19 protein-coding genes are annotated in these 26550 nt (G+C 72.1%); 12 read left to right on the top strand and 7 right to left on the bottom strand.

Annotated features, from left to right (window positions below; all coding sequences use genetic code 11):
* Nucleotides 1-61: 61 nt before the first annotated feature.
* Nucleotides 62-4147 (top strand): alpha-(1->3)-arabinofuranosyltransferase, encoded by a 4086-nt coding sequence (locus tag BMY74_RS19335; RefSeq protein ID WP_245786236.1) that lies wholly within the window; start codon nucleotides 62-64, stop codon nucleotides 4145-4147.
* A gap of 36 nt (nucleotides 4148-4183) precedes the next feature.
* On the opposite strand, the gene BMY74_RS19330 is transcribed toward BMY74_RS19335, so the two are convergent.
* On the bottom strand, nucleotides 4184-5359 hold the full coding sequence (locus tag BMY74_RS19330) for a polysaccharide biosynthesis protein (protein ID WP_089917893.1): 1176 nt from the start codon (nucleotides 5357-5359) through the stop codon (nucleotides 4184-4186).
* Between the two features lie 95 nt (nucleotides 5360-5454).
* Between BMY74_RS19330 and BMY74_RS19325 the strand changes: the two genes are divergently transcribed.
* From BMY74_RS19325 to BMY74_RS19320, 3 genes are read left to right on the top strand one after another with little or no spacing between them, the layout of a single operon-like run.
* Nucleotides 5455-7059, top strand: coding sequence for an MmpA family trehalose lipid delivery protein (locus BMY74_RS19325; RefSeq protein ID WP_089917891.1), 1605 nt, complete (start codon nucleotides 5455-5457; stop codon nucleotides 7057-7059).
* Nucleotides 7060-7061: 2 nt separating this feature from the next.
* Nucleotides 7062-7229, top strand: a complete 168-nt coding sequence (locus tag BMY74_RS45115; protein ID WP_177229823.1) for a hypothetical protein — start codon at nucleotides 7062-7064, stop codon at nucleotides 7227-7229.
* Between the two features lie 4 nt (nucleotides 7230-7233).
* Nucleotides 7234-8256, top strand: a complete 1023-nt coding sequence (locus BMY74_RS19320; protein ID WP_089917888.1) for a hypothetical protein — start codon at nucleotides 7234-7236, stop codon at nucleotides 8254-8256.
* Here BMY74_RS19320 and BMY74_RS19315 read toward each other — a convergent pair.
* Entirely contained in the window at nucleotides 8203-9324 is a 1122-nt protein-coding gene (locus tag BMY74_RS19315; RefSeq protein WP_245786235.1) for a glycosyltransferase family 4 protein, read from the bottom strand. The two genes, BMY74_RS19320 and BMY74_RS19315, sit on opposite strands and share 54 nt — an antisense overlap.
* Nucleotides 9325-9426: 102 nt before the next feature.
* Here BMY74_RS19315 and BMY74_RS19310 point away from each other — a divergent pair, with 102 nt between their 5' ends.
* A complete protein-coding gene (locus BMY74_RS19310; protein ID WP_177229840.1) occupies nucleotides 9427-10188 on the top strand; it encodes a class I SAM-dependent methyltransferase in 762 nt (253 codons plus the stop codon).
* Here the strand turns inward: BMY74_RS19310 and pgfA (BMY74_RS19305) are convergent.
* A complete protein-coding gene (gene pgfA, locus BMY74_RS19305) occupies nucleotides 10172-11128 on the bottom strand; it encodes a cell envelope lipid trafficking protein PgfA (protein ID WP_177229822.1) in 957 nt (318 codons plus the stop codon). The genes BMY74_RS19310 and pgfA (BMY74_RS19305) overlap by 17 nt on opposite strands.
* A 432-nt stretch (nucleotides 11129-11560) precedes the next feature.
* On the opposite strand from pgfA (BMY74_RS19305), the gene BMY74_RS19300 reads away from it, so the two are divergent.
* The gene (locus tag BMY74_RS19300) at nucleotides 11561-12505 is read left to right on the top strand and encodes an amidase (protein ID WP_089917883.1); all 945 of its coding nucleotides are present in this window, start codon (nucleotides 11561-11563) and stop codon (nucleotides 12503-12505) included.
* On the opposite strand, the gene pgfA (BMY74_RS19295) is transcribed toward BMY74_RS19300, so the two are convergent.
* Nucleotides 12490-13602 (bottom strand): cell envelope lipid trafficking protein PgfA, encoded by a 1113-nt coding sequence (gene pgfA, locus BMY74_RS19295; RefSeq protein ID WP_089917882.1) that lies wholly within the window; start codon nucleotides 13600-13602, stop codon nucleotides 12490-12492. The two genes, BMY74_RS19300 and pgfA (BMY74_RS19295), sit on opposite strands and share 16 nt — an antisense overlap.
* Before the next feature lie 254 nt (nucleotides 13603-13856).
* On the opposite strand from pgfA (BMY74_RS19295), the gene BMY74_RS19290 reads away from it, so the two are divergent.
* Entirely contained in the window at nucleotides 13857-14987 is a 1131-nt protein-coding gene (locus tag BMY74_RS19290) for a WD40/YVTN/BNR-like repeat-containing protein (protein WP_143091624.1), read from the top strand.
* Nucleotides 14988-15235: 248 nt separating this feature from the next.
* On the opposite strand, the gene BMY74_RS19285 is transcribed toward BMY74_RS19290, so the two are convergent.
* On the bottom strand, nucleotides 15236-17542 hold the full coding sequence (locus BMY74_RS19285; protein WP_089917878.1) for an ATP-binding protein: 2307 nt from the start codon (nucleotides 17540-17542) through the stop codon (nucleotides 15236-15238).
* Between the two features lie 95 nt (nucleotides 17543-17637).
* On the opposite strand from BMY74_RS19285, the gene BMY74_RS19280 reads away from it, so the two are divergent.
* Genes BMY74_RS19280 through BMY74_RS19270 form a run of 3 tightly spaced genes read left to right on the top strand, consistent with a single transcriptional unit; the run spans nucleotide 17638 to nucleotide 20578 of the window.
* Complete coding sequence (locus BMY74_RS19280) at nucleotides 17638-19563, top strand: PP2C family protein-serine/threonine phosphatase (RefSeq protein ID WP_089917876.1); 1926 nt, start codon at nucleotides 17638-17640, stop codon at nucleotides 19561-19563.
* Nucleotides 19560-20015, top strand: coding sequence for a response regulator (locus BMY74_RS19275; protein WP_218159667.1), 456 nt, complete (start codon nucleotides 19560-19562; stop codon nucleotides 20013-20015). The genes BMY74_RS19280 and BMY74_RS19275 overlap by 4 nt, the downstream gene beginning before the upstream one ends.
* Entirely contained in the window at nucleotides 20012-20578 is a 567-nt protein-coding gene (locus BMY74_RS19270) for a biliverdin-producing heme oxygenase (protein ID WP_177229821.1), read from the top strand. Before BMY74_RS19275 ends, BMY74_RS19270 begins: the two co-directional genes overlap by 4 nt.
* Nucleotides 20579-20704: 126 nt before the next feature.
* Here BMY74_RS19270 and BMY74_RS19265 read toward each other — a convergent pair whose 3' ends face one another.
* Both BMY74_RS19265 and BMY74_RS19260 read right to left on the bottom strand, forming a co-directional pair.
* The gene (locus BMY74_RS19265; RefSeq protein ID WP_089917870.1) at nucleotides 20705-21379 is read right to left on the bottom strand and encodes a response regulator; all 675 of its coding nucleotides are present in this window, start codon (nucleotides 21377-21379) and stop codon (nucleotides 20705-20707) included.
* The gene (locus BMY74_RS19260) at nucleotides 21376-22542 is read right to left on the bottom strand and encodes a sensor histidine kinase (protein WP_089917868.1); all 1167 of its coding nucleotides are present in this window, start codon (nucleotides 22540-22542) and stop codon (nucleotides 21376-21378) included. The genes BMY74_RS19265 and BMY74_RS19260 overlap by 4 nt, the downstream gene beginning before the upstream one ends.
* Nucleotides 22543-22649: 107 nt before the next feature.
* Between BMY74_RS19260 and BMY74_RS19255 the strand changes: the two genes are divergently transcribed.
* Nucleotides 22650-24620 carry an alpha/beta hydrolase family protein gene (locus BMY74_RS19255; RefSeq protein WP_089917866.1) on the top strand — a complete coding sequence of 657 codons (1971 nt, stop codon included), beginning with the start codon at nucleotides 22650-22652 and terminating at the stop codon, nucleotides 24618-24620.
* Between the two features lie 230 nt (nucleotides 24621-24850).
* Nucleotides 24851-26374 carry a non-reducing end alpha-L-arabinofuranosidase family hydrolase gene (locus BMY74_RS19250; protein ID WP_089918253.1) on the top strand — a complete coding sequence of 508 codons (1524 nt, stop codon included), beginning with the start codon at nucleotides 24851-24853 and terminating at the stop codon, nucleotides 26372-26374.
* Nucleotides 26375-26550: the final 176 nt, after the last annotated feature.

Genomic DNA, 26550 nt, shown 5'->3' with positions numbered 1-26550 from the left:
ATGCGCCCCAGAACGGTCGTGGGGGCCCAAGATAGCGATACTCGCCCGCGAGCACTACCCGGTGGTAACTTCCTGCGCCATCACGAGCCTGAAGATCGCACACCGGAACCCGACCACGTGGGTGCTCCTCGCACTCGCGGTGTTGTCGTTCGCCCAGCGCTTCGGCCAGACCACGTTCGACACCAAGCTCGACCTGGTCGTGAACCCGGTCGGCTTCCTGGGCAGGGCGCTGCACCTGTGGAACCCCGAGGCGACGGCGGGGGAGCTGCAGAACCAGGCGTACGGCTACTTCTTCCCGATGGGGCCGTTCTTCGCCGCCGGTCAGGTCCTCGGCATCCCCGCCTGGATCACGCAGCGGCTCTGGTGCGCGCTCCTGCTCTGCCTCGCGTTCTACGGGGTGCTGCGCCTCGCCCGTGCGCTCGGCATCGGCCAGGAGCCGACGAGGTACGCGGGCGCGCTGGCGTACGCGCTGGCCCCGCGGGTGCTGACCGAGATCGGGCCGTTGTCGTCGGAGATGCTGCCCGCCGTCATGCTGCCGTGGGTGCTGCTGCCCCTGGTGCTGGCGGACCGGATCGGGTCGCCGCGCCGCGCCGCCGCCCTGTCCGCGCTCGCGGTGCTGGGGATGGGCGGCATCAACGGCGCGATGGTCGTGATGGCGCTGGTCCTCCCGGGGATCTGGCTGCTGACGCGAAGGTGGAACCGCGCGCACGTGAGGCTGGTCCTGTGGTGGGCGGCCTCGGTCATCGCCGTGGCGTTGTGGTGGATCGTCCCGCTGCTGCTGCTCGGGCGCTACAGCCTGCCCTTCCTGGACTACATCGAGTCCGCGGCGAACACCACCTCGCCGATGTCGCTGTTCCAGGTGCTGCGCGGGACGAACCAGTGGGTGGCTTACGTCCTGCAAGGCGAACCGTGGTGGCCCAACGGGTTCCTCCTCGTCGACAACCCGGTGCTGATGGCCGGCACCGCGGCGGTGGCGCTCATCGGCGTCGTCGGCCTGGCCAGGCTCGGGTTGCCGGAACGCCGCTTCCTCGTGCTGGGCACGCTCACCGGCCTGACCCTGCTGACCGTCGGGTACGTCGGGTCGCTCGACTCGCCGCTCGCGGAGACGGTCCGCGGGCTGCTGGACGGCCCGCTCGCGCCGCTGCGCAACGTGCACAAGTTCGAGCCGGTGCTGCGGCTGTGCCTGGTCCTCGGGTTCGTCCACGGACTGCACCTGTCCCGGCCCGCCGGGGTGCGCGCCGCGCCCGAGCACTGGCGGCGGCGCGTGCGCACCGGTGTGGTCCTGCTGCTGATCGCGGTCGTCGCGGCGCCCGCGTGGCTGCTGACCCTGCGGCCCGGCCTCGGGTGGTCGGACGTGCCCGGTCACTGGCGCGAGGCGGCGGCGTGGCTCGCGGAGAAGGACGGCCGGGCGAAGACGTTGCTTTTGCCCGCCAACGGTTTCGGCCAGTACACCTGGGGCAGGACCGTGGACGAGCCGATGCAGTCGCTCGCGGAGGCCCCCTGGGCGGTGCGCAACCAGATCCCGCTCGGCTCCGAGGGCAACACGCGGTTCATGGACGCCGTCCACGACGCGCTCGCGGACGGCCGCGGTTCGGCGGGCCTCGCCGACTTCCTCGCCCGGGGCGGTTACCGGTTCCTGCTGCTGCGCAACGACATCGCGCGCGAACCGACCGGAGCGCCACCGCTCACCGTGATGCGCCAGGCACTTCAGGGCTCTCCCGGCATCGAGCGCGTCGCCGAGTTCGGGCCCGAGGTGCGGATGAGCGACCAGCGGCTCGTCAGCTCCGTCGACGTGACCGCGACCGGCAGGTCGCTCGAGGTCTTCGAGGTGAAACGGCCCGTCCCGGTCGTGTCCGCGGTCAACGCGGCGGACGTGCCGACGGTGAGCGGCGGGCCGGAGTCGTTGCTGCCGTTGCTCTCGCAGGGCCTGCTCAAGGCGGACCAGCCCGCGATCCTCGCCGGTGACGCGGCGGAGGGGTCCGCTGAGCTGCTCGTCACCGACGGCCTGCGACGCAAGGAGCGCAACGTCGGCAGGGTGTCGGACAACCTCAGCCAGACGATGTCGGCGGACGAGGCGTCCCGGCAGGGGCGCGTGGCCCTGGACGTGTCGCCGTTCCAGGACGTGCGGCACCAGACCGTGGCGGAGTACCGCGGCATCCGGGCCGTCCGCGCGTCCACCTCGACCGCCTACGCCGACGCGGCGGGCACGATCGATCCGGCGAACTCCCCGTTCGCGGCGGTCGACGGCGATGGCGGTTCGGCGTGGCACTCGTCGAGCTTCACCGGACCCGTCGGGCAGTGGCTGGAGATCGACCTCGACACCCCGCGCTCGGTCGGTGAGGTGACGCTCGACCTGGTCGACGACCTGCGGGTGGGCTGGGCGGTCACCCGGATCAGGATCACCACGGACACCGGTGCGACCGACCACGACGTGCCCTCCGGCGGCGGTCCGCACGCCTATCCCGTCAGTCCCGGGCTGACCGGCAGCGTGCGCGTCACGGTCCTCGGCGTCGCCGCGGACCGGCAGGACGGCAACGTCGGCGTCAAGGAACTGAGCGTGCCGGGCATGACGGCGCAGCGGGCGTTGCGCGTGCCCCGCGACCGGGAGGCGGCCGAGCCGGGCTTCTCCTTCACCAGGGGCAGCCAGTCCCGTCCCGCCTGCTACCGGACCGGCGACGCGGTGCGCTGCGACTCGTCGCTGTCCCGCTTCGGCGAGGAGGTCAACGGCCTCACCCGGCTGTTCCGGACCTCGGCCGCCGGCAGGTTCGTCGTGAACGCCACCGTCGTGCCCGCCGCCGGCGCGCGGAACCCGGTCGCACCCGACGGCGTCACCGTCACGGGCACCTCGTCGCTCGCGGGCGACGTCGCGGCGAGCCCGCTGTCCGCTGTGGACGGTGACGTCGGCACGGCGTGGGTGCCGGACGTGACGGACCTGCGACCGACGCTGACGCTGGCGTGGCAGGGGAAGCGGACCGTCTCCGAGTTCCGCGTCGAGGGGCGGAAGGGCTCCAGGACGCCGGTCGAGCTGGAGGTGCGCACCGACGCGGGCACCGAGGTGGTGCGCGTCGGCGCGGACGGGCTCGTCACGATCAGACCGGCCGACACCGAGAAGCTCGAACTCGTCGTGCGCGAGTCGGGAGGTGCCGGCCCCGCCGAGATCGGAGAGCTCCGCGTGCCCGCCCTGGACGGCGTGCTGGAGCCGGTGCCGGCGGACACCCCGTTCACCGTGCCGTGCGGCCGCGGTCCGGTCGTCGACGTCGACGGCGTCAAGATCAACAGCTCGGTCTCCGGCGTGCTCGGCGACGTCGTGAACCACCGTCCGCTCAAGGCCGTGCTGTGCGACGACGACCTGGCCACGGCCCTGGAACTCCCGGCGGGCGACCACGTCCTGAGCACGTCGCGGTCCGACTCGTTCGTGGTGCAGGACGTCTCCGTGACCCACGTCGGTCTCGCGCAACCCGTGGCGACGCATCGCGAGGTGACGATCGGGAAGTGGGACGCCACCGACCGGCGGGTGACCGTCGCGCCGGGCGCCCGCGCGCTGCTCGTGGTGCCCGAGAACGTCAACGACGGCTGGACCGCCACCCTGAACGGCCAGGTGCTCGAGAAGGTCAGGGTCGACGGCTGGCAGCAGGCGTACGTCCTGCCCGGGGGCGACGGCGGCGTGGTCGCCCTGGAGTTCGGCCCGGACACCCGCTACCGCACCGGTCTGCTGGTGGGCGCGCTCGGCGTGCTGGCGGTGCTGCTGCTCGCGGCGATCCCGGTGCGGCGGCGGGTGGCGTTCGCGGCGCCGTCGGAAAGCCGGTGGCCGGTGGTCGCGATGCTGGTGCTGCTGGCCGTGCTCGGCGGGATGCTGCCGATCGTGGCGGTGATCGCGTGCCTGCTGGCGCGGGAGTTCTGGGCGGCCGCGCCCAAGGTGATCGCGGTCGGCGGGATGGCGCTGGGGTCGTCGGTCGCGGTGCTCGGCCGGATCCTCGGGCACGGGCAGGAGTGGGCGTACGTGCCGGTGGCGCAGGCCGCGCTGCTGGTGGCGGTGTCGGCCGTGGTGGCGGCCGCGTTCCGGCCGTTCGGGCGGCGGGACGAGAGGAGCGGTGAGGAGAAGGGTGGCGAGGAGCAGACGGTTCTGGTGGAGCCAGTCAGGCCTTGATCGGATTCTGCTGGAGCGTGCCGTGCGGCGTCGGGATCAGGCCCGTCGCGTCCCCCGGACCTCGATGACCGCCCCCGCCACCACCAGCCCGGCCGTGGCGAGCAACGCCCCCGTCACCACCTGCCCGGCCGATCCGTTGAGCCACAACGTGATCAGCCCGACCTCGGCCCCGACCGCGATCCACACCGCCACGGTCGACCGCCGGTCCCCGCTCGCGATCCGCGAGAACAGCAGCAACTGCACCAAAGCGAGACACGATCCCACGAGAGCGAACTGCCACAACGGGATCGCCTCCCCGTGGTAGTTCGCCCCGCCGATCAGCGACACGCCCAGCGGCCCGAACAACGCGCATCCGGCCACGACGAACGCGTCGAGTCCCGCGCACACCGCCAGTGCCCTGGGCAGCGTGCGGCGCCGGTCGTCCGCGTCGGCCATGCGCGGCAGCACCAGCACGCCCACCGCCTGCGGCAGCCAGTACGCGATCTTCGTGACGACCGCCCCGACGGCGTAGCCGCCCGCGAGGTCCGCGAGCTGGTGGCGGGCCAGCACGAGGTCGAGGTTGACCAGCAGCACCAGCGCCAGCATCGCCTGCGACGCGTGCAGCACGTCGGGTCCGCCCGCGGGCCTGGCCGGGCGGGGCGCGCCGCAGAGCCGCCACCCGGTGAGCACGACGAGGAGCGAGCCGATGGCCGTGCCCGCGAGCACCGAGGTGGACGTGGGGGAGAGCCACAGGCCGATCAGCCCGCCACCGACCTTGCCGAGTCCTTCCAGCGACACCAGCAACGCCAGCGCGCCGAACCGGTGCGTCCCCTGCAGCAGGCCGTGCAGCACGCCCAGGACCGTGAGCGGTGCCAGGGAGAGCGCGAGCCACACGACCGGCCACGGGCCGTCCAGGTGCAGCAGGCGGGCGAGCAGGGGCACCAGGGCCAGGGTCAGCACGGTCATGCCGGCGCTCACGGTCAGGCCCAGGCCGAACAGCGGGCGCGGGCCGAGGTTCGTCACGCGCAGGGCCGCGACGGTCTGCAGGCTCATCGCCGGCACGACGCCGATGACCACGAGGGCGAGCAGTGCGCTGAGCTCGCCGAAGACCGCCGGTGCCAGGGCTCGTGCCGCCGCGATGGTGAGCACGTAGCTGGCGGCGTTGGCACCCAGCAGCGCGCCGGTGATGAGCAGGGCGTCCAGGCGTGTGGTCGTCGTAGCCGGAGCGGACACGCGAGATCCTTCCGGTGGCGAGCAGGGCTACCGGCGAGTACTACCGGCCGGTAGTTTCGGCGACTGTAGCCCCGGCGAGACCGGAGGGGGAGCAAGTGCGGCCGAACGGACTGACGCTCTACGCCACGTGCGCGGCGCTGGCCCTGGCCGCCCTCGCACCCGTGCTGTCGCCCGGCTACGCCCTCGTCTACGACATGGTCTTCACGCCGGAGCAGCCGCTCAACGCCGCCGCTTTCGGCCTCGGTGACGCCTTGCCTCGGGCGGTGCCGGTCGACGCCGTGGTGGCGCTGCTGACCCAGGTCGTGCCCGGTCAGGTCGTGCAGAAGGTGGCGCTGCTCGCGATCGTCTTCGCGGGCGCGTTGGGTGCGGGGCTGTTGGTGCCGACCGAGAAGACCGGCGTGCGGATCGTCGCCGCCGTCGCGTACTCGTGGAACGCCTACGTCGCCGAACGGCTCTTCATAGGCCACTGGACGCTGTTGCTGGGCTACGCGGCCCTGCCATGGGTCGCCATGGCGGGGTTGAGGATGCGGGAGGACCAGCCGCACGCCTGGACCCGGCTCGTGCTCGCGAGCCTGCCCGCCGTGCTCTCGGCGCCGGGCGGGATCCTCGCGCTCGGCACCGCGCTCGCCACGGCCGGGCGCCGCAGGGCCGGGCAGGTCCTGGCGATCGGGGTCGTGCTGAACGCGCCGTGGTGGGTGCCCTCGTTGCTGCACAACGGTCTCTCCGACCCGGCCGGCGTCGAGGCGTTCAGCGCGCGGGCCGAGAACTGGGGCGGACCGGTCCTGAGCGTGCTGGGGCTGGGCGGGATCTGGAACGCCGAGGTCGTCCCGGCGAGCCGCGCCAACCCGGCGCTTCCCGTGATCACGCTGCTGCTCCTGGGAACGGCGGTCCTGGGGCTGCGGCAGCTGGCGAAACGCCTTCCCGTGTGGCCGTTGGCGGGCCTGGGTGTCCTCGGCGCGGTGCTCGCCCTGATCGCCGTGCTGCCGGGCGGTGTGGTCGTGCTGGAGGCGTTGATCGAGCACGTGCCGGGCGCGGGTCTGTTGCGGGACGGCCAGAAGTGGGTGGCGTGGCTCGCGCTGCCGTTCGCGCTGGGGCTCGCGGCCGCGGTCGAACGGCTGCGCGCGCGGCTGCTCGTGGCCGTGCTGCTGCTGGGACTGCTGCCCGACCTCGTCTGGGGCGGGCTCGGCCGTCTCGACCCCGTCGACTACCCGGCGGACTGGGCCGCGGTGCGGGAGGAGCTCGTCGGCCGGCCCGGTGACGTCGCCGTGTACCCGCTGTCGGCGTTCCGCAGGTTCGACTGGAACGACCGCCGCACCCAGCTCGACCCGGCACCGCGCTTCCTGCCCGGTGCGACCGTCGTGGACGACTCGCTGTCGGTGGGCGGAAAGGTCGTGGCGGGGGAGGACCCGCGGGCCGCACGGCTGCGCGGTGGCGACCTGACCGGCATCGGCTGGGTACTGGTCGAGCGCGGCACACCGGGCCGCGTGGACGAGAACCTGCTGGCGCGCCTGGAGAAAGTCCACGACGGGCCTGACCTCACGCTGTACCGGGTGCCGGGAGCAGCGCCCGCTGAACCGAACGGCCCATCGGCTGCACCCGTTGTGCTGGCGTGGATCGCGGCCGGGTCACTGATCGGCGCGAGCCTGTTGTGGAGATGGTTACCGGTCGGTAGATTCGCGGCACCCCGACGTGAGGAGTAGACGTGGAACTGGTTTCGGTGCTGGTGGCGATCGTTGCCGGGGCCGCTCTGGCCGGAGGGGTCGGTGTGATCGTCGTCGAGCAGAACAGCCCGGACAAGATGGTCGAGCAGCGGATCGAGGAGGGCGTGCGGGCCCAGGAGCCCGAGGTCCTCGACTACGGCTCCCGCTGACCGGGTGACCGTGGCCTTCTCCGGGGACCCGGCGGCGTCCTGGAGCATCCTGCTGGAGGCGACCCTGCGCGAGGCGCCGGACCCCGCGGTCGTGGCCGCGCGGATGTCCCGCGCCAGTGCGGAGTTCCCGAACCTCGGCCCCGCCGCGCTCGTGGTCCGACCGTCCGATTGGGACCTGACGCGCGCGGAGTTCGCCGACGGTCACTACGGTGTCGGCGATCCGCTGGTCCGGGTGGCGCTGGCCGGGGAGTCCCTGATGATCGCCGCGCACCACGGCGCGGTCGACGGGCTCGGCCTGATCGCCTTGCTGGGCATCGCACTCGGTGAACCGGTGCGGAGTTCGGCGACCGGCGTGGCGCTGCGCAGTCCCGACCGGCCGTACCTCCTGAGCGCTCTCGACCGCGTCCGCGAGGCGGTGTGGACGCCTCCCACGCGCATCCAGCCCTCGTTGCGGGGCAACGACTCCGGCGACCACCTGGTGTCCAGGACGTTGCCCGCGCTCAAGCTGGGCAGCGCCAGACTGACGTCCGCCGCACTGGAGACGACGCGGAAGTGGAACGCGGCCCGTGGCGCCGCACACGGGCGCGTCGTCGCCGCGATCGGGGCCTCTTGGCGTGGTGGCGCGGATCCGCGACCCGAGGCCGACAGCGCGTTGCTCCGACTGCGCCTGCCCGCCGGAGCGGTGGAGGACGACGTGCGCGCGCTGCTGGCGTCGGCGGCACCGGAAGCCGGCTTCCCGAACGCGCACAACCCGCTGGCGCGGTGGGGCATGCGGCTGCTGGCCTCGCGGCTCGGCAGCACCTTCCTCGTGTCGAACCTCGGTGTCGTCGAGGCGGGCGTCGCCGCCTTGCGCTTCTACCCCGCGGCGAGCGGCCGGTCCGGCGTCGCGTTCGGCGTGGTGACGACAGGGGAGGTCACCACGGCCACCGTGCGCGTGCGACGCCGGGACTTCGACGCGGCCGCCGCCGCGGGCCTACTCGACCTGCTGTGCGACGCGGCGCTCACCGGCCACGAGGCGCGGCGGTAGCCGCAACGCGCTGTGCACGGCGCTTTCGAACGCGTCGAGGCTCTCCTCCCAGCTGAACCGCTGGGCCCGTTCCCTGGCCGCCGCGCCCATCGCCTTGCGCAACGGCTGGTCCCGCAACAACTCCTCGGTGTGCCGGACGAAGTCGCCGAAGTCGTCGGCCAGCAGGCCCGTGCTGTGCTCCACGATCGCCTCGGCCACACCGCCCGCCGAGCGGTACGCGACCGTCGGCACGCCGTGCGAGGCGGCCTCCATGATCACGATGCCCCAGCCCTCCTTGACCGACGGGCACACGTGCACCCACGCGCCGGCCAGGATCTCGTGCTTCGCCTGCTCGTCCACCCAGCCGTGGATCACGACGCTGTCCTGCACGCCGCGGTCGATCGCGTGCTGCCGCAGCACGTCCTTCCACGGGCCCTCGCCGACGAGTTCGAGCCGCAGGTCCGGCCACTTCGGACGGAGCTCGGCGACCAGGTCGATCGCGTGCTCCAGCCGCTTGTGCGGCACCAGCCGGGACACCGCGACGAGCACGGGGGCCTGCGTGCGCCGCGCGGTGACGGCGGGCGGTGCGTCCAGGCCGTTCGGCACGACGACCGTGCGCCGCAGTTCGACGCCGAGCGCGCCCAGTTCGTCCCGCGTGACGTGGGAAACCGTGATGTAGCGGCACTTCCGGTACAGCCGGGGTGCGAGCCACGACTCGATCCACCAGCCGATCCGGCCGAAGAACGGCCCCAGCGCGCTGTGCCACTGCTCGCGGTGCACGTGGTGCACCAGCACGAGGACGGGGCAGCGCGCGACCAGGCGGCTGAAGAAGGGCATGCCGTTCTGCACGTCCACGATGACGTCCGCGTCGGAGCGCAGGATCGCCAGCAGGGCGTGCAGGTAGACGGTGAACTTGTTGCCGCGCCTGCGGAAGCGGACGCCCGCCACCCAGTCGCCGGACGGGGCGCGGTTGTGGTCCGCGCACTGGATCGCGACCCGGTAGCCGAGCCGCGCCAGCCCCGCGGCGATGCGTTCGACGTACCGCTCGGAACCGCCGCCCTCGGGATGTCTCGTGTCGCGCCAATTCACCAGCAGAATGCTCGGCCGGTAATCAGGGCAACGCGACATCTGCCTCTCCCGGTGCTAGGTTACTGTCAAGTAGCCATGGTAGACGGAATGCGGGAGATGGCAATGGTCGAGATCGGTTCAGTTTCGACCCCCGGAAAGTTGCGAAAGCCAACTCTCCGGCGCTCGGTTCACCTTTTTCGCGCATTTCTGAAAGAGCAGACCGACCCCGACCACTTCTACCGGGTCCTGGCGGGGGACTCGGTCGCCCAGGTGTCGTCCTACGTGTCCCTGGAGGGTGCGGTCGTCCTCGACGTCGGAGGGGGACCCGGCTACTTCGCGGAGGCGTTCCGCGGTGCCGGCGCCCGGTACGTGGGTCTCGACCCGGACGTCGGCGAGCTGTCCGCGCGCGGGGAGCCCGACCCCGGCATGATCCGGGCGAGCGGGACGGCGCTTCCGTTCCGTGACGGCTCGGTGGACGTCTGCTACTCGTCCAACGTCCTGGAGCACGTCGACGACCCGTGGCTCATGCTGGCCGAGATGGTGCGCGTGACCAGGCCCGGAGGCACCGTCTTCATGTCGTACACGCCGTGGTGGTCACCCTGGGGAGGCCATGAGACGGCGCCGTGGCACTACCTCGGCGGTCACTACGCGCGACAGCGCTACGAGCACCGCAACGGCAAACCGCCGAAGAACGCGTTCGGCGTCTCGCTGTTCCCGGTGAGCGTCGGGGCGGTCCGGCGGTGGGCTCACCGCCAGACCGGCGCCGACGTGGTCGAGACGTTCCCCCGGTACCACCCGTGGTGGGCGAAGTGGATCACCCGCGTGCCGGTGGTCCGGGAGGTCGCCTCGTGGAACTTCGTGGTCGTGCTCAGGCGGCGTGCCTAGCGCGTCGCCCGATGACGCCCAAGGCAATTCCCGCCAGCAGCAGAACCAGGCCGGTGGAAAGGAGCACGATCGGCCCGGTGCTGCTGATCAGCGTCAATTTCTTGCGGGCTTCGGAAGCGCGTTCGACCGAATCTTTGACAGTTGTCTCGTTGAACGTCAAAGTCGCGTCGAGCAGCACCGTGCCTTCTTTTCCGTCCGGCCCGACGAGCACCTGCCGCTGCTGTTCCGAACCCTTGATGATGATGCCGCTGGTCGGCTCCACCCACATGGTCCGGGTGTTCTGGTAGCGGCGCTCCGCCTTGACCGAGGCCTCGGAGCTGTTGACCAGCGTGCCGGGCACCTCCTGGTCGCGGAACCTGGTCGACGGGATCTTCTGGACGAACTTGTAGACCTCGAGCCCGTTGAGCTGCTCCGTGCCCTCGTAGCGCGCGGTCGACGCCTTGCGCAGGGTGGTGTCGAAGTACTCGTAGTCCTGCGGCTGGGTGTCGAAGGGGAACTTGTAGTTCAGACCCTCCTGGCGCACCTTCTTGTCGTCCTCGGTGGGGTCGCCCTCGGCGTCGGTTACGTACTGCTGGGTGCAGTCCTGCACCGCCATGTTCGTGCGCCGGTCGAGGCACACGCGGTGCTTCATCGCGGAGACGAGCTGGTTCTCCGAGTCGGTGACGACCAGGCCCTGGTCCCACACCATCACGTCACCGTCGACCTTGGCCTCCGGCCGGGTCAGGTTGCTCTCGACCTTGCGGGTGGCCGTCAGCCGCGCGTCCCTGACGACGAGTTCCTTGGGGTAGAAGACCTTCGCCGCGCCTTCCGCGACGGATTCCGTCTTCTGGTCGAGCGGCACGACGGCGAGCTCGGGGTACACGTAGAAGCGCAGGACTGCTCCGAGCGCCAGCGAGAAGATGCCCAGTCCTACCAGCACGAGGCTCGCAACACGTCGCACTCGTCCTCCTTCCAGGTGCATGCGGGGTGTGAGAGGGACGTCACAGTGGCGAGGAAACTACCGGACAGTAACCTCTGCGCAACCCTTCGGTCGGGGTGACTCAGGTCATCTTGATCGGTCCGCGTGGAGAAAGAAGCTACTCGGCCGCCGCGGCTTGGAGCCGTTCGGCGGAACCCCTGCTGTCCAACGGGTAGCGGCTGAAGGAAGCAGCTCCTTACTCATCGGCGACGATGCCGGAGGAAGAGACACGTGGAAGAAACCCCTGTGTGCTATCCCGGAGCAGTCGAGCAGGCCCGCCTGCTCGCGCGCGGTGCGACGACCGCAGCAGAACTCCTTGCGACTGCGGAACATCGGCTCGGTTCGCGGCGCGTCGTTTTCACAGATGTCGATTTGGCGGCCGCCCGGCGCAGTGCCGAGGAGGCCGATCGGCGGTTGGCGGCGGGGGAGCGCGGCCGCCTGCTCGGCCTGCCCCTGGCGGTCGAGGACTCCTTGCCCCGTTCGGCTTTCGACGCACTGGCGGCGTCCGGGGCGGTCGTGATCGGACGGACGTCCTCGGCCGAGAGACATCGCAACCCGACGCCCGGCCTCCCCGCCACGGCACTGGACCCGAAGGTGTCCGGCACCGCCGTCGCCGTCGCCACCGGCGTGGTGTCCGGGGTGCTGGCCCGCCGTGCGCCCGGAGCGGGCCAGGTGCCGGCGGGAGGTGTCGGTGTGGTCGGCTTCGAGACCTCCGGCGGCTCCGGTGTGGTGGCGAGGACCGTCGACGACGTGGCGCACGTCGTGCGCGGCGTCGGCTGGGAGGCCGTGCCCGCCGACCGTCCACTGAGGATCGGCGTGTCGCTGCGCGGCCTCTCGGTGACCACGCGGACCCGCGCGCCGATGCGCCGGGCGGTCGAGGACGTCGCCGCTCTGCTGTCGTTGCACGTGCACGAGGTGGTGGACCACGACCCGCACCTCGCGAGCGCGGCCCGGCTCCTGCTGGCGCCGCACCTCGCGGCGGGCCCGCGCGAGCTGGAGCTGCTCGACCGGCTCGTGCCCACGCCGTTGCGGGGCATCTGCCGGTCGATGCGCGCGGCGGAGCGGGTGATGCTGGACCACATGTTCGCGGGCGTCGACGTGCTGGTGACACCGGGGCACACCGGCCCGGTCGAGACCACCTCGCTGCCCGGCGGTGTCCTGGTGCGCAACGGCGCCACCTCGCCGTTCGCCCCGCTCTGGAGGGTCAGCGGCTACCCGGCCGTGTCCGTCCGCGCGGCCTCGGACGGCGACGGGAACCCGTTGCCGGTGACCCTGATCGCGGTGCCGAGGGCGGAGGGCGAGCTGCTCGGCGTCGCCCGGATCGTCGAGGAGGAGGGCGGCGCTCATCGAAGCCCGTAGTCGACGTTCGAGGACGACACGACGTTCTTGAGGTCGAGGGAACCGTCCGGGTCGCTGGCGTCGGCGACGCCGTAGGTGATCGCGCCCGCGAGGCACGCACCGATCACCAGCGCCAGCGACCCCGCGACGAGACCGCGCCTGCGCACGAGCAGCAGGACGATCCCGGCCGCGAGCAGCGCGCCACCGGCGACCAGCAGGACCACGGGGAGCACGGTGATCGCGAAGAGCTTCGGCAGGTTCTTCCTGACCTGGTCGACGTTCGCGGTGACCGAGGCATTGGTGAGCTGCAGTTCTCCCGCGAACACGGGCGTTCCGGCGCCCTCGGCCTGGCCGTCGGCGCGCAGCTCCTGCCGGATGTCCTCGCGCACGGAGAGCACCGCGCCGGTCCTGGGCTCGACCAGCAGCGTGCGGGTGACGCCGTAGTACTGCGTGACGTTCACGGACGGTTCCGGGCTGCCGACGAGGGAACCCGGCACCGCGAACCGGCCGAGCGCCGTCGGCGGGACGGTGTGCGCGAACCGGTACACGTCGAGGCCCTGCAACAGCTGCTCGCCGGCGAAGTGGATGGTGACCGGGCGGTTGAGAACCGTGTCGTACCAACGGTGGTCGCGCCGCTCGGTGTCGAACGGGAACACGAAGTTGAGGCCGGGCTGGAGCAGCCGCCGGTCGTCCGCGGTGACCCGTTTGCCCTGCTCGGTCTCGTAGAACTCGCCCCGGCACGGCGCGACCGCCTCGCCGGTGCGGCGGTCGAGGCAGACCTTGCGGACCTCGGCGCTCAGCACGAGCTTCTCGGCGTCCTCCTTGACGATCGTCGCCCGCTTCCACACGGTGACGTCGCCGTTCGCCTGGACCTCGGGTGCCGCGAGATCACCCTCGACGCGCGTGGTCGCCGTGAGCCGCAGGCCGTGGCGGACCTCCGGTGCGCCGCCGGGCGGGTACACGACGGCGGTGACACCTTCTCCTTCCGAGACCGAGACGGTGTTGATGTCGTGCTGCAGCTTGGCCAGCAGGGGATAGGCGTGCAGCTGCAGCACCAGGCCTGCCGCGGCGGCGAAGGCGCCGAGTCCGAGCAGGGCGGCGACGACTGCGGTTCGCACAGGTCCTCACAAGTATTCGGTTGGCAGGGAGGCGTTTCCGTGAGGCGCGACTTCCGGTAACCGTGCGTTCAGTTGTACCTGCTCGGTGAGCTAGATCACAAGGGCATACCTGAATCCCATTCGGGTTACCTGGCCGCGACGGCTGGGACACGATCACCGCTCGTTTGGGTCAAGCCGCCGCGAAGCCCTGGTGCGCGGGCGGGTGCCGTGAGTGGATCGACCGGCCTGTTCGGGTCGAAGAGCTTGGGGGAATCATGAGAATCCGCAGATGTCTGGCCGCGGCTGTCGCGGTGGTGGCCGCTACCGCCGTTCCGGCCGCGGCCGCGCAACCCGCGTGGCGACTGGCCTCGATCCCGCAGACCGAGGTGACGAGCAACCTCTGGGACGTCGCCGCCGTGGACGCCGGGAACGCCTGGGCGGTCGGCTTCGAGGGATACCTGTGGGAGCAGGAGTACGCGACCGGTGATCCGATGATGCTGAGGTGGGACGGCGCCACCTGGTCCCGCGCGTCCCGCCCGGCCGTGCAGGGAAACGTGTCGTTCCAGCGCGTGGCGGCGTCGTCCGCGCAGGACGTCTGGGTCAAGGGCTCGCGCCCGTCGCCGGACGGCAACGTCGCCCTGGTGTGGCGCTACGACGGCACCACGTGGACCGAGGTCCCGTATCCGGCCGGCGCCACGCCGAGCACCCTGTCGATCCGTGATCTGTCCGTTGTGGACGGACGCGCCTGGTTGGTCGGAACCCGGGGCAACAGGCCGGTGTTCCACGAGTGGACCGGCGGCGCCTGGCAGGAGCACCAGCCGCCCGCGCAGTGCGTGACGGGCGGCGGCTTCGTGAACTTCTGCAACGTCAACGCCGTCAAAGCTTTCGCGCCCGACGACGTGTGGGCGGCGGGCAACGGCATGTGGAACGGCTTCTCGGGACCGCTGCTTTTCCACTGGAACGGCACCGCGTGGCGGACCGTCGACATCGGACTGAACCAGCAACCCCTGTCACTGCAAGCAATTGACGGACAGTCCTCAAAGGATGTCTGGGCGGTCGGTGACGGTGGCGGCATGGGCTCCGCCAACGTGGTGCTGCGAGGGGACGGCACCACCTGGCAGACCGTCGGCGGGCTGAGCACGCCGAAGACACCTGGTGTCGCGGTGGGGGCCGGCGGGATGCCGTGGGTCATCTCGAGCTTCCCGCTGGCGACCTTCCGCTCCTACGGCTCCGCGGGCTGGAGCCTGGCGATGGCACCGGTGCCCGCCGGGTCGTCCGGGGTGACCTACAACGCGATCACCGCGGTGCCCGGGACCGATCGGGTGATCGCGGTGGGCAGTGCGGACGTGCCGGGGACGAGTCCGCTGCGGGTGCGGGCGGTGGTGGCGGAGTACGCGGCGGGGTGAGGTGGAGGCGCGGCTGCCCGCTCCGGCGGGTGGCCGCGCGCCGGCGCCGGGATGCGCGCCGGCCGTGAGGAACGCGAGCCCGCCGCCGCGAGCCCGCCGCCGTGTAGAGCCCACCTCGAGCTCATCACCACGCCGAGCCCACCACCACTACCACCGCGCCGAGCCACCACCCCAAACCCGGCGTCGCCCCAGGCCCGCCGCCACGCCGTCCGGGAGCCCCGCCCTCTCGAGCGCCCAGCGGCCCCAGCTCACCCCTGCCCACCCCCGTCGGGCAGCGTGAACGTCACCGTCGTGCCCCCACCCGGCGTCGCGTCCAGCCGCACCTCCCCGCCGTGCCGCTCGACGATCCGGTGCACGATCGCCAGCCCGGCGCCGTGGCCGCCGCCGTGCGCGTCCCGCTGGTGCAGCCGCCGGAACAGCCGCAGCACCTCCTCGCGGTGCTCGGGCGGAATGCCGATGCCGTTGTCCCGCACGGAGACCGCGTCCTGGGCGAGCGTGATCTCCACCGTGCGCGGGAGTTCCTGGCGGGCGTACTTCGCCGCGTTGACCAGCAGGTTCACCAGCACCTCCGACAGCCGGTCGGGGTCGGCGTGCACCACCAGGCCCGGTTCGGGCAGCACCACCTCCACCTCGCGCTCCGCGAGGCGGGGGCCCGCGATCTCCAGTGCGGCGAGGGCGGCGTCGCGCAGGTCGATCCGCTGCGGGCGCAGGGCACCGTGGCCCAGCTGGGCGAAGTGCAGGAGTGAGTTGATGAGCTCGTCCATGCGCTGGGCCAGGCGTTGGACGGTGTCGAGGCGGCGGACCGTCGTGTCGTCGAGGTCGCCCGCGTCCTCGCGGATGAACGCCGTCGAGTTGAAGATGCCCCGCAGGGGTTCCTTGAGTTCGTGCGCTGCCACGTGGGCGTAGGTGTCGAGGTCGCGGTTCGCGCGGTTCAGTTCCTCGTTCAGGGCGGTGAGACGGGCGTTGTGGCGCAGGACCACGGTGGTGATCGCCCGGCCGAACTCACCGGCCACGGCCTCGTCGGAGGTGGTCCACGGCACGCTGCAGCCTCGGGTGTAGGCCTGGTAGACGGCCGACGAGCCGCGCGGGGTGAGGCGTTCGCCGTGTTCGCCCAGGCGGACCGGGGTGCTCGGGTCGGTCGCCCACGTCCTGGCGGCGCGGCGCTCGGGACGGACCCACGCGATCAGGTCTCCTGTGCCGCCGAGGGCGAGCACGAGCACGCCGCTGAGCTGCTCGGCGTGCGGTGCCAGGGAGGCGTCGTGCGAGGAGAGGTTGTCCGTGCTCCACACCTCGCCGGCGGTCAGGCGCGGCATCACGTCCCACAACGCGGCCAGGCCGGGCTTGAGTGCATCCGGGTCCTGGCCGCTGACGACCGTCGTCTCCCCGTCGAGGCGCAGCACCACGGCACGCGCGTCGATCAGCTCGTGCAGCAGGTCGACGCTGGTCCGCACGGACTGCGTGATGTCCGTGTTCAGCTCCGTGACCAGGCGCGACAGCGCCGTGCGGGTGTCGTGGCGGGCACGGGAGGTCTGCGCCTCCTCCAGCGCGGCGAGCTGGAGCGACAGCGTCACGCCGAAGAACTCGCACGCCGAACGCACCTCCGGGTCCAGCCGCCGGGGCGCGACGCCGTGGCATGCGATGAGACCCCACAACGAGCCGGAGTGCAGCAACGACACCGACATCGACGACGCGACCCCGATGTTGCGCAGGTACTCCAGGTGGAACGACGACACCGTGCGCAACGCCGAGTCGGACAGGTCGAGCGGCTGCGCCGTGCCGGGCAGCACCTGGGGGAGCAGCGTCGCCGTCTCGTCGTCCACGTCGTGGATCACTCGGATCCAGTTTCGCTCGTACAGGCGCCGTGCCTGGGGCGGGATGTCGGTCGCCGGGAACCACAGGCCGAGCCACGGCTCCAGGCCGTCGGCGACCGACTCGGCGATCACCTCACCGGGCCCCGCCTCGCCGTCGAAGCGGTAGGCCACCACCCGGTCGTAGCCGGTCAGCGCGCGGATCTCCGCCACGGCCGACGCGCACACGTCGACGACGGTCCGCTCGTGCTGCAGCTTCGTGAGCGAGGTGCGCAGGCGCGGGTAGAACTGGGAGAAGCGGAACGTGTCCTGCGCGGGACGGCGTTCGAACTCGAGCACGGTCCGGCCGTCCGCCCGGTGCACGGTGACGTCGAAGCTCTCCCCCGAGGAGGGCAGCACGACCGCGCAGAGACCCCGGTCGCCGGTCGGGGCGTCGAGCGTGGCCCGCACCGCCGCGACGCCTTCGGTCCCGATCACCGCCTCCACCTCGGTGCCGAGCAGTTCCTCGGGCTCGCTGCCGAGCACGGCGCCGGTGTTCGCGCTGACGACCTCGACCACGCCCGCGTCGTCGACGGCCAGCAACGCGCCGTGGGACTGGATCCCGCCCAGCAGGTGGATCGGCTCGGTGAGGCAGACCGTCATGTCGAACGACGTCGTGCCCGCCTCCGCCTCGGCCTGCGCGGCACGGGCCCACTCCGCGTCCAGCCCGTCCTGGCCGGTGAGCGGGAGCGCCTGCTCGTCCTGCATGCTGGTTCCTGCTTCCGGTGGGCGTACGGTTTCCGGGGCGAAGACCGTCCCGCAGGGGAGCGGCGGACGAACGCGGGAACGAGGGACCGGACCGGATGAGCGCAGGTGACGCACCGACCTGGCCCGATCTCCTGCACGCGTTGTGGCGCAGCGCGTTCTCGGCGGGCAGCACCAAGGTCTTCGCCAAGGAACTCTACTTGGGACTGCTGGAACTGCCGCACGTGCGCGGTGTGCTCGGCGCGCGGACCGGCCCCGACGGCACCGTGCTGGTCGTGCGCTGGGCCGACCACGAGCACGGGGTGATGAGCGGCCCCGCGGGTCTCGCCGCGGACGTCGCGCCGTGGGTCACGGGCTCAGCGGACCTGGAGGCACGCCCGGCCGGGCAGGCGAAGATCACCGAATTGGGCGTCGCCGAGCTCGCGTCGTTCGCGCCCGCGCTGGGCGAGCGGATGCGCGAGGTCGGGGGCACCGCGGTGGTCGCGGCGTCGTTCCGCGCCGCCGAGGGCGACAACGGCCTGCTGCTCGTCGCACTGGACCGGACCCCTGAGGACGAGGCGGTCGCGCGGGCGCTGGAGCAGATCGCGGACGTCGTGATCGCGGCCGACGACCGGATCGCCGACCAGGCGCTGCTCGACAACCGGCTGGCGGCCGACGCCGTGCTGGCCGAGGTCTCGCTGCGGCTCGCGGGCTCGCTCGACGTGGAGGAGACCCTGCGGTCGGTCGTGCGGATGGCGGTGCCGGGCCTCGCGGACGGGGCTGCCGTGCACGTCCGGCGCGACGGCGCGCTGAAGCAGATCGCCGCCGCGCACGTGGACGTGCACCGCGAACGGCTGCTCAACGACCACCTGCGCCAGGGCCGGTGGGCCGGCCTGCCGGTGACGGCCGGTGACGAGGTGGACCCGCTGCCGTCGGGGCTGCCCGCCGACGTGGGCCTGGAGCTGATGACCAGCGCGGTCCTGCGGGCGCGGGGCCGGCTGCTGGGCGTGCTGACGTTCTTCCACCGCGCCGGGGCCCGCCGGGTGCCCACGCGGGAGTTCGTGCGCGACATCGCGGCGCGGGCCGCCCTCGCCATCGACAACGCGACCCTCTACAGCCAGCGCCGCGCCGAGGTCGAGGAACTCCAGCAGCACCTGCTGCCGTCGGTGCTGCCCGCGATCGACGGCGTCGAGCTGGCGACGGGGTACAACGTGGCCGGCCACCTGCTGGACGTGGGCGGCGACTTCTACGGGGTCGTGCGGCAGCCGGACGACCGCTTCACCGCCCTCATCGGCGACGTCTGCGGCCGTGGCGCCGCGGCCGCCGCGCTCACCGGCCTCGCCCGGCACACCGTGGAGACCATCCTGGAGGAGGGCGGCGGGGCCGAGGACGCGGTGCGCCTGCTCAACGCCAAGTTGCTGCGCAACCGCGTCGGCAAGTTCCTCACCCTCGCCGCCGTCACGTTCGGCAAGGCGGGACCGGACGGCCTGCCGATGCGGTCGCTGACGGCCGGGCACCCGCCGCCCGTGATCATCCGGCGCGATGGCGCGGTCGAGGAGACGGCCTGCCGCGGCCACCTGGTCGGCGTGCTCGACCAGGTCTCGTTCACACAGGCCGACGACGTGCTCAGGCCCGGCGACTCGGTGGTGCTGTTCACCGACGGCCTGGTCGAGGCGCGGGACGCCTCCGGGGCGTTCTTCGGCGACGAGGACCTGGAGCCGACGCTTGCCGCACTGCACGACCTGCCGCTGTCCGAGATGGCCGCCGCCCTGGTCGCGGGCGACGGGCGGTACGCGGTGGACGACGACGCGGCCGTGCTGCTCATCCGGTACCGCGGCCCCCGGCACCTCGACGCGGTGCTGCCCGCGGACCAGGCGGCCGACGCCGCGCTCGCCGCCGTGCGAGCGCTGGGCAGACCGGGCCTGCCGGACCGGGTCGACGCTCCGGCGGGGCACGAGGACGTGACCGTCACCGTCGACGGGGACGCCGGGTGGGCGCGGATCGAGATCAGCGGAGGAGCCGGCACGTGGTGGGAGGTCCTGTGACCGCGAGCGGCGAGCAGGTGGTGCTGGTCGTGGAGGACAGCGAGGAGGACCGGGAGGCGATCCTGCGCGCCCTGTCCCGGTCGCACCCGGAGCTCGTGCTCGAGTTCCTGCACGACGGGCACCGCGTCCCGGACCGGCTGCGCGACGACGCCCTGCCGCACCCGGTGCTGGTGCTGCTCGACCTGAACATGCCGGGCACCGACGGGTTCCGGGTGCTGCAGGAACTCCGCGCCGACGAGGACCCGCGGCTCAGGGACGTGATCGTCGTCGTGTTCACCTCGTCGACCACGTCCGCGGACATCGACCGGTGCTCCGAGGCGGGCGCGGACAGCTACGTCTACAAGCCGGTCAACTTCACGTTGTTCCGGACCGTGCTGCAGGGTGCCGTGGAGTACTGGCACACCAACGGTTTCGTGCGCCCCGGCGCCCCGCCGGAAGTGCCCGTGGCGTGACCCTGCTGACGCGCCTGCGCACCGACACGCGCACCGCACACCAGGCGCTGGAGGACGACCTCGCGTTCCTCTCCGGACTCACGCCCGCGCGCTACAGCGAGGTGCTGGCGGCGTTCCTGGGGTTCCACGAACCGCTGGAGAAGGCGCTGACGGCGTCCGCCGCCGCACACCGGCTGCCGTGGGACCTGGCGCCCGACACCGAACGGCTGACCTCCGACCTGCGAGGCCTGGGGTGGAGCCCGTCGCGGATCGCTTCGCTGCCGCGGGCGTCACCGCCCGACGTCGAGGCGTTGCCCGCGCTCGTCGGCTCCCTGTACGTCGTGGAGGGCGCACGCCTCGGCGGGCAGTTGATCACGCGCTGGGTCGGGCAGGCGCTCGGTCCGGTGCCCGTGTCGTTCTTCGCCTCGGACGGCGACGCGCGGCGGAGGTTCCGGCGCTTCGGCGCGCTCGCGGGGGCCGTGGTGCCCGACGAGGAGGCGGACGTCGCCGTCGCGGCGGCTAACGCGCACTTCGGGCTGTTCCGGGAGTGGCTGGGCAGCGCTCTGCTCGACCGGAACGGGTAGCCGGCGGCGCGACGCTGCCGGGCTGCGCCGGGATCTGCCGGCGGAACGGGTGGCCACCGGCGCAACACCGCCGAGTCCTCACCTTCCGGTGGAGCGGGTGGCCATCGTTGCAACACCGCCGAACCCTCACCTCCCGCCGGAAGCCCTGCCCTGCCCGGCGAACCCGGTGAGGTGGGCGTACGCGACCGCGTGCGTCCGGTCGCGCAGGCCGAGCTTGCGCAGGATGCTCGACACGTGCGACTTCACCGTCTCCTCGCCGACGTGCAGCAGGCCGGCGATCTCCGAATTGGTGTGGGCACGGGAGAGCAGCAACAGCACCTCGCGCTCGCGGGCCGTCAGCCGGTCGATGTCGCCGGGGAGAGCGGGAGCGCTGAGGGTGTCGGCGAAGCGCGCGAGGTGCCGCCGCACGATCGACGGGTCGATCAGCACGTCGTCGCGGGCCGCGATGCGCACCGCGGCGATCATCTCCTCCGGCGGCATCGACTTGAGCAGGAACCCGCGGGCGCCCGCGCTCATCGCGCGGTGCACGTACTCGTCGGTGTCGTGCGTGGTGAGCATGATGATCCGGGTGCGGTTGCCGGGGGCGGCCAGGATGGCGGTGGCGGCACCGAGGCCGTCGCGGCGCGGCATGCTGATGTCGAGCACGGCCACGTCCGGGCGCAGTCGCAGCGCGGCGTCCACGGCCTGGTCGCCGTCGGCCACCTCGGCGACGACCTCCAGGTCGTCCTCGGTGTCGAGGATGGCGCGCAGGCCCGAGCGGAAGACCGCGTGGTCGTCCGCGATCAGGACGGTGATGGTCATGCGGGGCCTCCGAAGCGGAACGTGACGGCGGTGCGCCAATTCTGGCCGTCTGGCAGCAGCCCCCGGTCGAGCACCCCGCCGAACTCCTCGGCACGGGCGCGGATGCCCGCGAGACCACGCCCTTCCCGCCCCTCGCCGGCGGACGAGGGGTTGACCGTCTCGACGTGCAGCCGGTCGCCGGAGTGGCGGACCGCGACCTCGACGGGACCGCCGTCGCCGTGGCGCAGCGCGTTGGTCAACATCTCCTGCACGATGCGGAACACCGCGGCGTCGAGGTCCGGCGGCAGGGCGCGCGGTGTGCCCGAGACGTCCAGCCGCACCTCGAGCCCGGTCTCCCGCAGGCGTTCCACCATCGTCGTGACGTCGGCCAGACCGGGGTCGCGGTCGGCCTTGGGGCGTTGTCCGAGCAACAGGTCGAGCATCTGCCTGAGGTCGTGCAGCGCGGTGCGGCTGGAGTCCTCCACCGACCGCACGGACTTCAGCGCGGACTCGTCGCCCGCGGTCCTGGTCAGGCGCAGCCGTGCCGCGCCCGCGTGCACGCTGATCGCGCTGACGTGGTGGGTGATCACGTCGTGCAGGTCGCGGGCGATGGCCGCGCGGTCCTCGGCGATCGCGGCGTCGACGGCGTCCTTCGCCTCGCGTTCCTCCTGCTCGGCCTGCCGTCTCATCTCGTCGAGGTAGGCGCGGCGGGAGGTGGTGTAGCGGCCGACGAGCCACGAGACCAGCCCGACCTTCGCCGCCGACACGAGCACGTGCCAGTCGAGGACGTACCCGCGGGCGAGGTGGGCGAGCACGAGCCCGCCGATCACCGCGAGCAGCGAGGCCCTCGCCTGCCACCCGCGCAGCCACGCACCCGCCCGGTAGGACGCCACGAGGACCCCGGTCTCGTTCAACCGCAGCGTCCGCGGGCCGCCCAGCAGCACGGCCACCCCGGCGTTGACCACGACGGCGACGACCGCGACGGCTCCCGACCAGCTCGTCCGGCCGGCGAGCGCCGCGTCCGCCACGACGATCGAGACCAGCGCGACGATCCACGCGCCGTTGACCGGGAGGTCCTGCACCAGGAACGACAGCACGTCGGCCACGGCGCAGACGCCCGCGACCACATAGGACTGGCGCTTCAGACTGGTCCGCGCACGGGACAGCGACTGGCTGTTGATCACCCGCAGACGATGTCAGGAGACGGGGCCCGCGGCATCCCCCTCGCGAGGGAGACGGTTCTCCTCGCCGCGGGGAAGATCGCGGACGCGGGAATTCCTAGGTTTCTCCCATGCCTTCGATCAAGCCCTCCCGGCGGACGGTCGCCGCCGGACTCGCCGGTGCCGTGCTCCTCGGCCTCGCCTACCTCGGTGTCAGTCCCGAGGGGACGATGACCGTGCCGGACGGGGCGGCCCCCGGCTCCCTGACGACCGAGCCCTGCGACTACACCACCGAGTCCGGCACCCTCGCCGCCGACTGCGGCACGCTCGTGGTGCCGGAGAACCGCCGCGACCCCGCCTCGGACCTCATCGCGTTGCCGGTGACCAGGATCCGCGCCACCACGCCGAATCCGGGCGCGCCGGTGTTCCGGCTGGGCGGTGGTCCCGGCGCCACCAACATGGACTTCCCGCAGGCGAGCAGGCTCACCGGCACCGGCGACGTGGTGCTCGTCGGGTACCGCGGGGTGGACGGGTCACGACGCCTGGACTGCCCGGAGGTCGCCGCGTCCATGCGCAACGGTGGTGGAATCGCCGACGCGAAGACCCTGCCCTCCACCAGCAAGGCGTTCGAGCTGTGCGCCGACCGGCTGACCGGGGACGGCGTCGACCTCACCGGGTACTCGATCGTCCAGCGGATCGAGGACTTCGAGGCGGCCCGCACGGCCCTGGGCTACGACCGGATCAACCTGATCAGCTCCAGTGCGGGCACCCGCACCGCGATGATCTACTCGTGGCGGCACCCCGAGTCGTTGGGGCGGTCCGTGATGGTGTCGGTCAACACTCCCGGCCACCTGTTCTGGGACCCGCGCACCACCGACTCGCAGTTCGGCCAGTACACCGGCCTGTGCCGCGCCGACGCCGGGTGCGCGGCCCGCACCCCGGACCTCGCCGCGTCGGTCCGCGACGTCGCCACCGCGATGCCGCAGCGCTGGGGACCGCTGGCCGTCAAGGACACCAACGTCCGGGTGCTGAGCCAGTACGCCCTGCACCACAACGGGAAGTCCCAGGCGCCGAACAGCGCGCCGACCGTGCTCGACGCGTACCTCAGCGGCGACACCGGTGCCCTGTGGGCGATGTCCGTGCTGGGCGACGTCGTCCTGCCTGACTCGCTGGTGTGGGGCGAGTTCGCCTCGTTCGCCATGATCGACGCACCGGCGAACCGGCGCTACTACGACGCCGGCGGCGACCCCGGCTCGATCCTCGGCAACGCCTCCACCGACTTCCTCTGGGCGGGCCCGTCGGGTGTCGCGACGGTGTGGCCGGACAGCCCCGACAACACCGACTACCGCACCGTGCGCCCCAGCGACGTCGAGACGCTCGTCGTCAGCGGTGAGATCGACTTCTCGACCCCGTCCCAGCTCGCGACCCAGGACCTGCTCCCGTCGCTGTCCCGCGGCAAGCAGGTCGTCCTCTCCGGACTCGACCACACGTACGACTTCTGGGAACACCGCCCGGAAGCGAGCAAGCACATGCTCACCACCTTCTACGCCACCGGACAGGTGGACGACTCCGGCTTCGACCCCCGGCCGGTGGCGTTCGGCGACGTGCCCATGAGCATGTCCACCATCGCGAGGCTCCTCATCGGTGTCGCGGTCGGCGGCGCGCTCCTCGGCCTGGTGGTGCTGGCGCTGATCGCCCGCTCCGCACGCCGCCGCGGTGGGTTCTCCTCGAGGAGGAGCGCGTGGATCCGTGCCCTGACGGCACTTCCGCTCGGACTGGGCGGCTGGCTCCTGGGCGTTCTGGTGGTGTGGACGGTCAACCCGGACGACTACGTGGTCAGCGCCACCGCGGTCGTTCCCGGCGTCGGCGCGCTGATCGGGCTCGGCGCCTACGTGGCGTGGGTCCGTCCTGAGTGGACTCGGAAGGTCCGGCGCAGGGGCCTGGTCGCGGGTGCCGGTGCGGCCTTCCTCGGTGCGGCGCTGGGAACCTGGGCGCTGCCCGGTCTGGCCGCCCCGCTCACCGCCGTCGTCGGGGCCGCGGTGGCCGTCAACCTGGTCCTGATGTTCCTGCGCGGGTCGGCAGCGGGTCCGGCCGGCGCGTGACGCGGTAGGCCGACGCCGTTCGACGGCATTCGACGGGGTCGCGGCGAACGGCCCTGTCGAACGCGTTCGACGCGTTCTTGACCAGGTGTGGGGCGTCCTCCACAGTGTGTGACGGACCGCTGGAGATCGCGGTCCGTCCGGGGATGCGCACAACCGAACCGCTCGGCGCAAGCGGCCGGTTGACCCTTCGTGCGCTTGTCGCACCGACCTCAACGAAGAGGAGCATGCTCATGGCCGGACCTGGCCATCACCCGCACACCTCCGCCTCCCGCGCCCGCCGCCGCCGGATGGCGGGCATCAGCGCCGCCGTCGCCGTCCTGCTCGGGGGCCTGCTCGCGGCCTTCGGCGCGACGTCCGTCTCCGCGGCCACAGTGGACACCAGCGCCTGGTACGTGCTGGTCAACCGCAACAGCGGCAAGGCATTGGACGTCTACAACCTCGCCACGAACGACGGCGCGCGCATCACCCAGTGGGCCCGCAACGACGGCAACCAGCAGCAATGGCAGTTCGTCGACTCGGGAGGCGGCTACTACCGCCTCAAGTCACGGCTGTCGGGCAAGGTCCTCGACGTCTACAACTTCTCGACCGCCGACGGCGGCGGCATCGTCCAGTGGTCCGACCTGAACGGCACCAACCAGCAGTTCCGCCTCGCCGACTCGGACAGCGGGTACGTCCGCCTGGTCAACCGCAACAGCGGCAAGGCCGTCGAGGTCCAGGGCGGCTCGACCGCGGACGGCGCCAACGTCGTCCAGTACAGCGACTGGAACGGGACCAACCAGCAGTGGCAGCTCGTCCGCGTCGGCGGCACGAACCCCACCACCACGACCACCACCTCACCGGGCGGCACGTGCCAGCTCCCGTCGACCTACCGCTGGTCCTCGACCGGCCCGCTGGCCCAGCCGAGGCAGGGCTGGGTCTCGCTCAAGGACTTCACCCACGTCATGTACAACGGCAGACACCTCGTCTACGCGACGACGCACGACACCGGGACGACGTGGGGCTCGATGAACTTCGGCACCTTCACGAACTGGTCGGACATGGGCTCGGCGAGCCAGAACGCGATGAACACCGGCGCGGTCGCCCCCACGCTGTTCTACTTCGCCCCCAAGAACATCTGGGTGCTCACCTACCAGTGGGGCCCGACGACGTTCAGCTACCGGACGTCGAGCGACCCGACCAACCCGAACGGCTGGTCGTCGGCGCAGACCCTCTTCACCGGCACCATCCCGAACTCGGGCACCGGCCCGATCGACCAGACGCTCATCGGTGACGGCACGAACATGTACCTGTTCTTCGCCGGGGACAACGGCAAGATCTACCGGGCCTCCATGCCGATCGGGAACTTCCCCGGCAGCTTCGGCTCGTCCTGGACGCAGATCATGAGCGACACGACCGCGAACCTGTTCGAGGCCGTCGAGGTCTACAAGGTCCAGGGCCAGAACCAGTACCTGATGATCGTCGAGGCGATGGGCAGCGGCGGGCGCTACTTCCGGTCGTTCACGTCCAGCAGCCTCAACGGGGCGTGGACACCGCAGGCCGCCACCGAGAGCAACCCGTTCGCGGGCAAGGCGAACAGCGGCGCCACGTGGACCAACGACATCAGCCACGGTGACCTGATCCGCACCAACCCGGACCAGACGAAGACCATCGACCCCTGCAACCTCCAGTTCCTCTACCAGGGGCGCAATCCCAACTCGGGCGGTGACTACGGGCTCCTGCCGTACCGGCCGGGTCTGTTGACGCTGCAACGCTGATGAAGGCGTGAGGACGTGGCCGGCTCCCGCATGGTGGGGAGCCGGCCACGTTCGGTGTGGGGGCTGCGGTCCGCACGCCGCCTCCCGTGGCCTGCGGCCCGCACGCTGCTGCCCGCCTCCCGCCTCCCGCCTCCCGGAACCCGGCTTCCCGCCCGGCGGCGGGCGAGCCGGCCCTG

The sequence above is a fragment of the Lentzea albida genome (assembly GCF_900111005.1).
In the GTDB taxonomy this organism is placed as follows: Bacteria; Actinomycetota; Actinomycetes; order Mycobacteriales; family Pseudonocardiaceae; genus Lentzea; species Lentzea albida.
The sequence above is the reverse complement of the archived record's forward strand: the minus strand, read 5'-3'. Positions and strand labels throughout refer to the sequence as shown.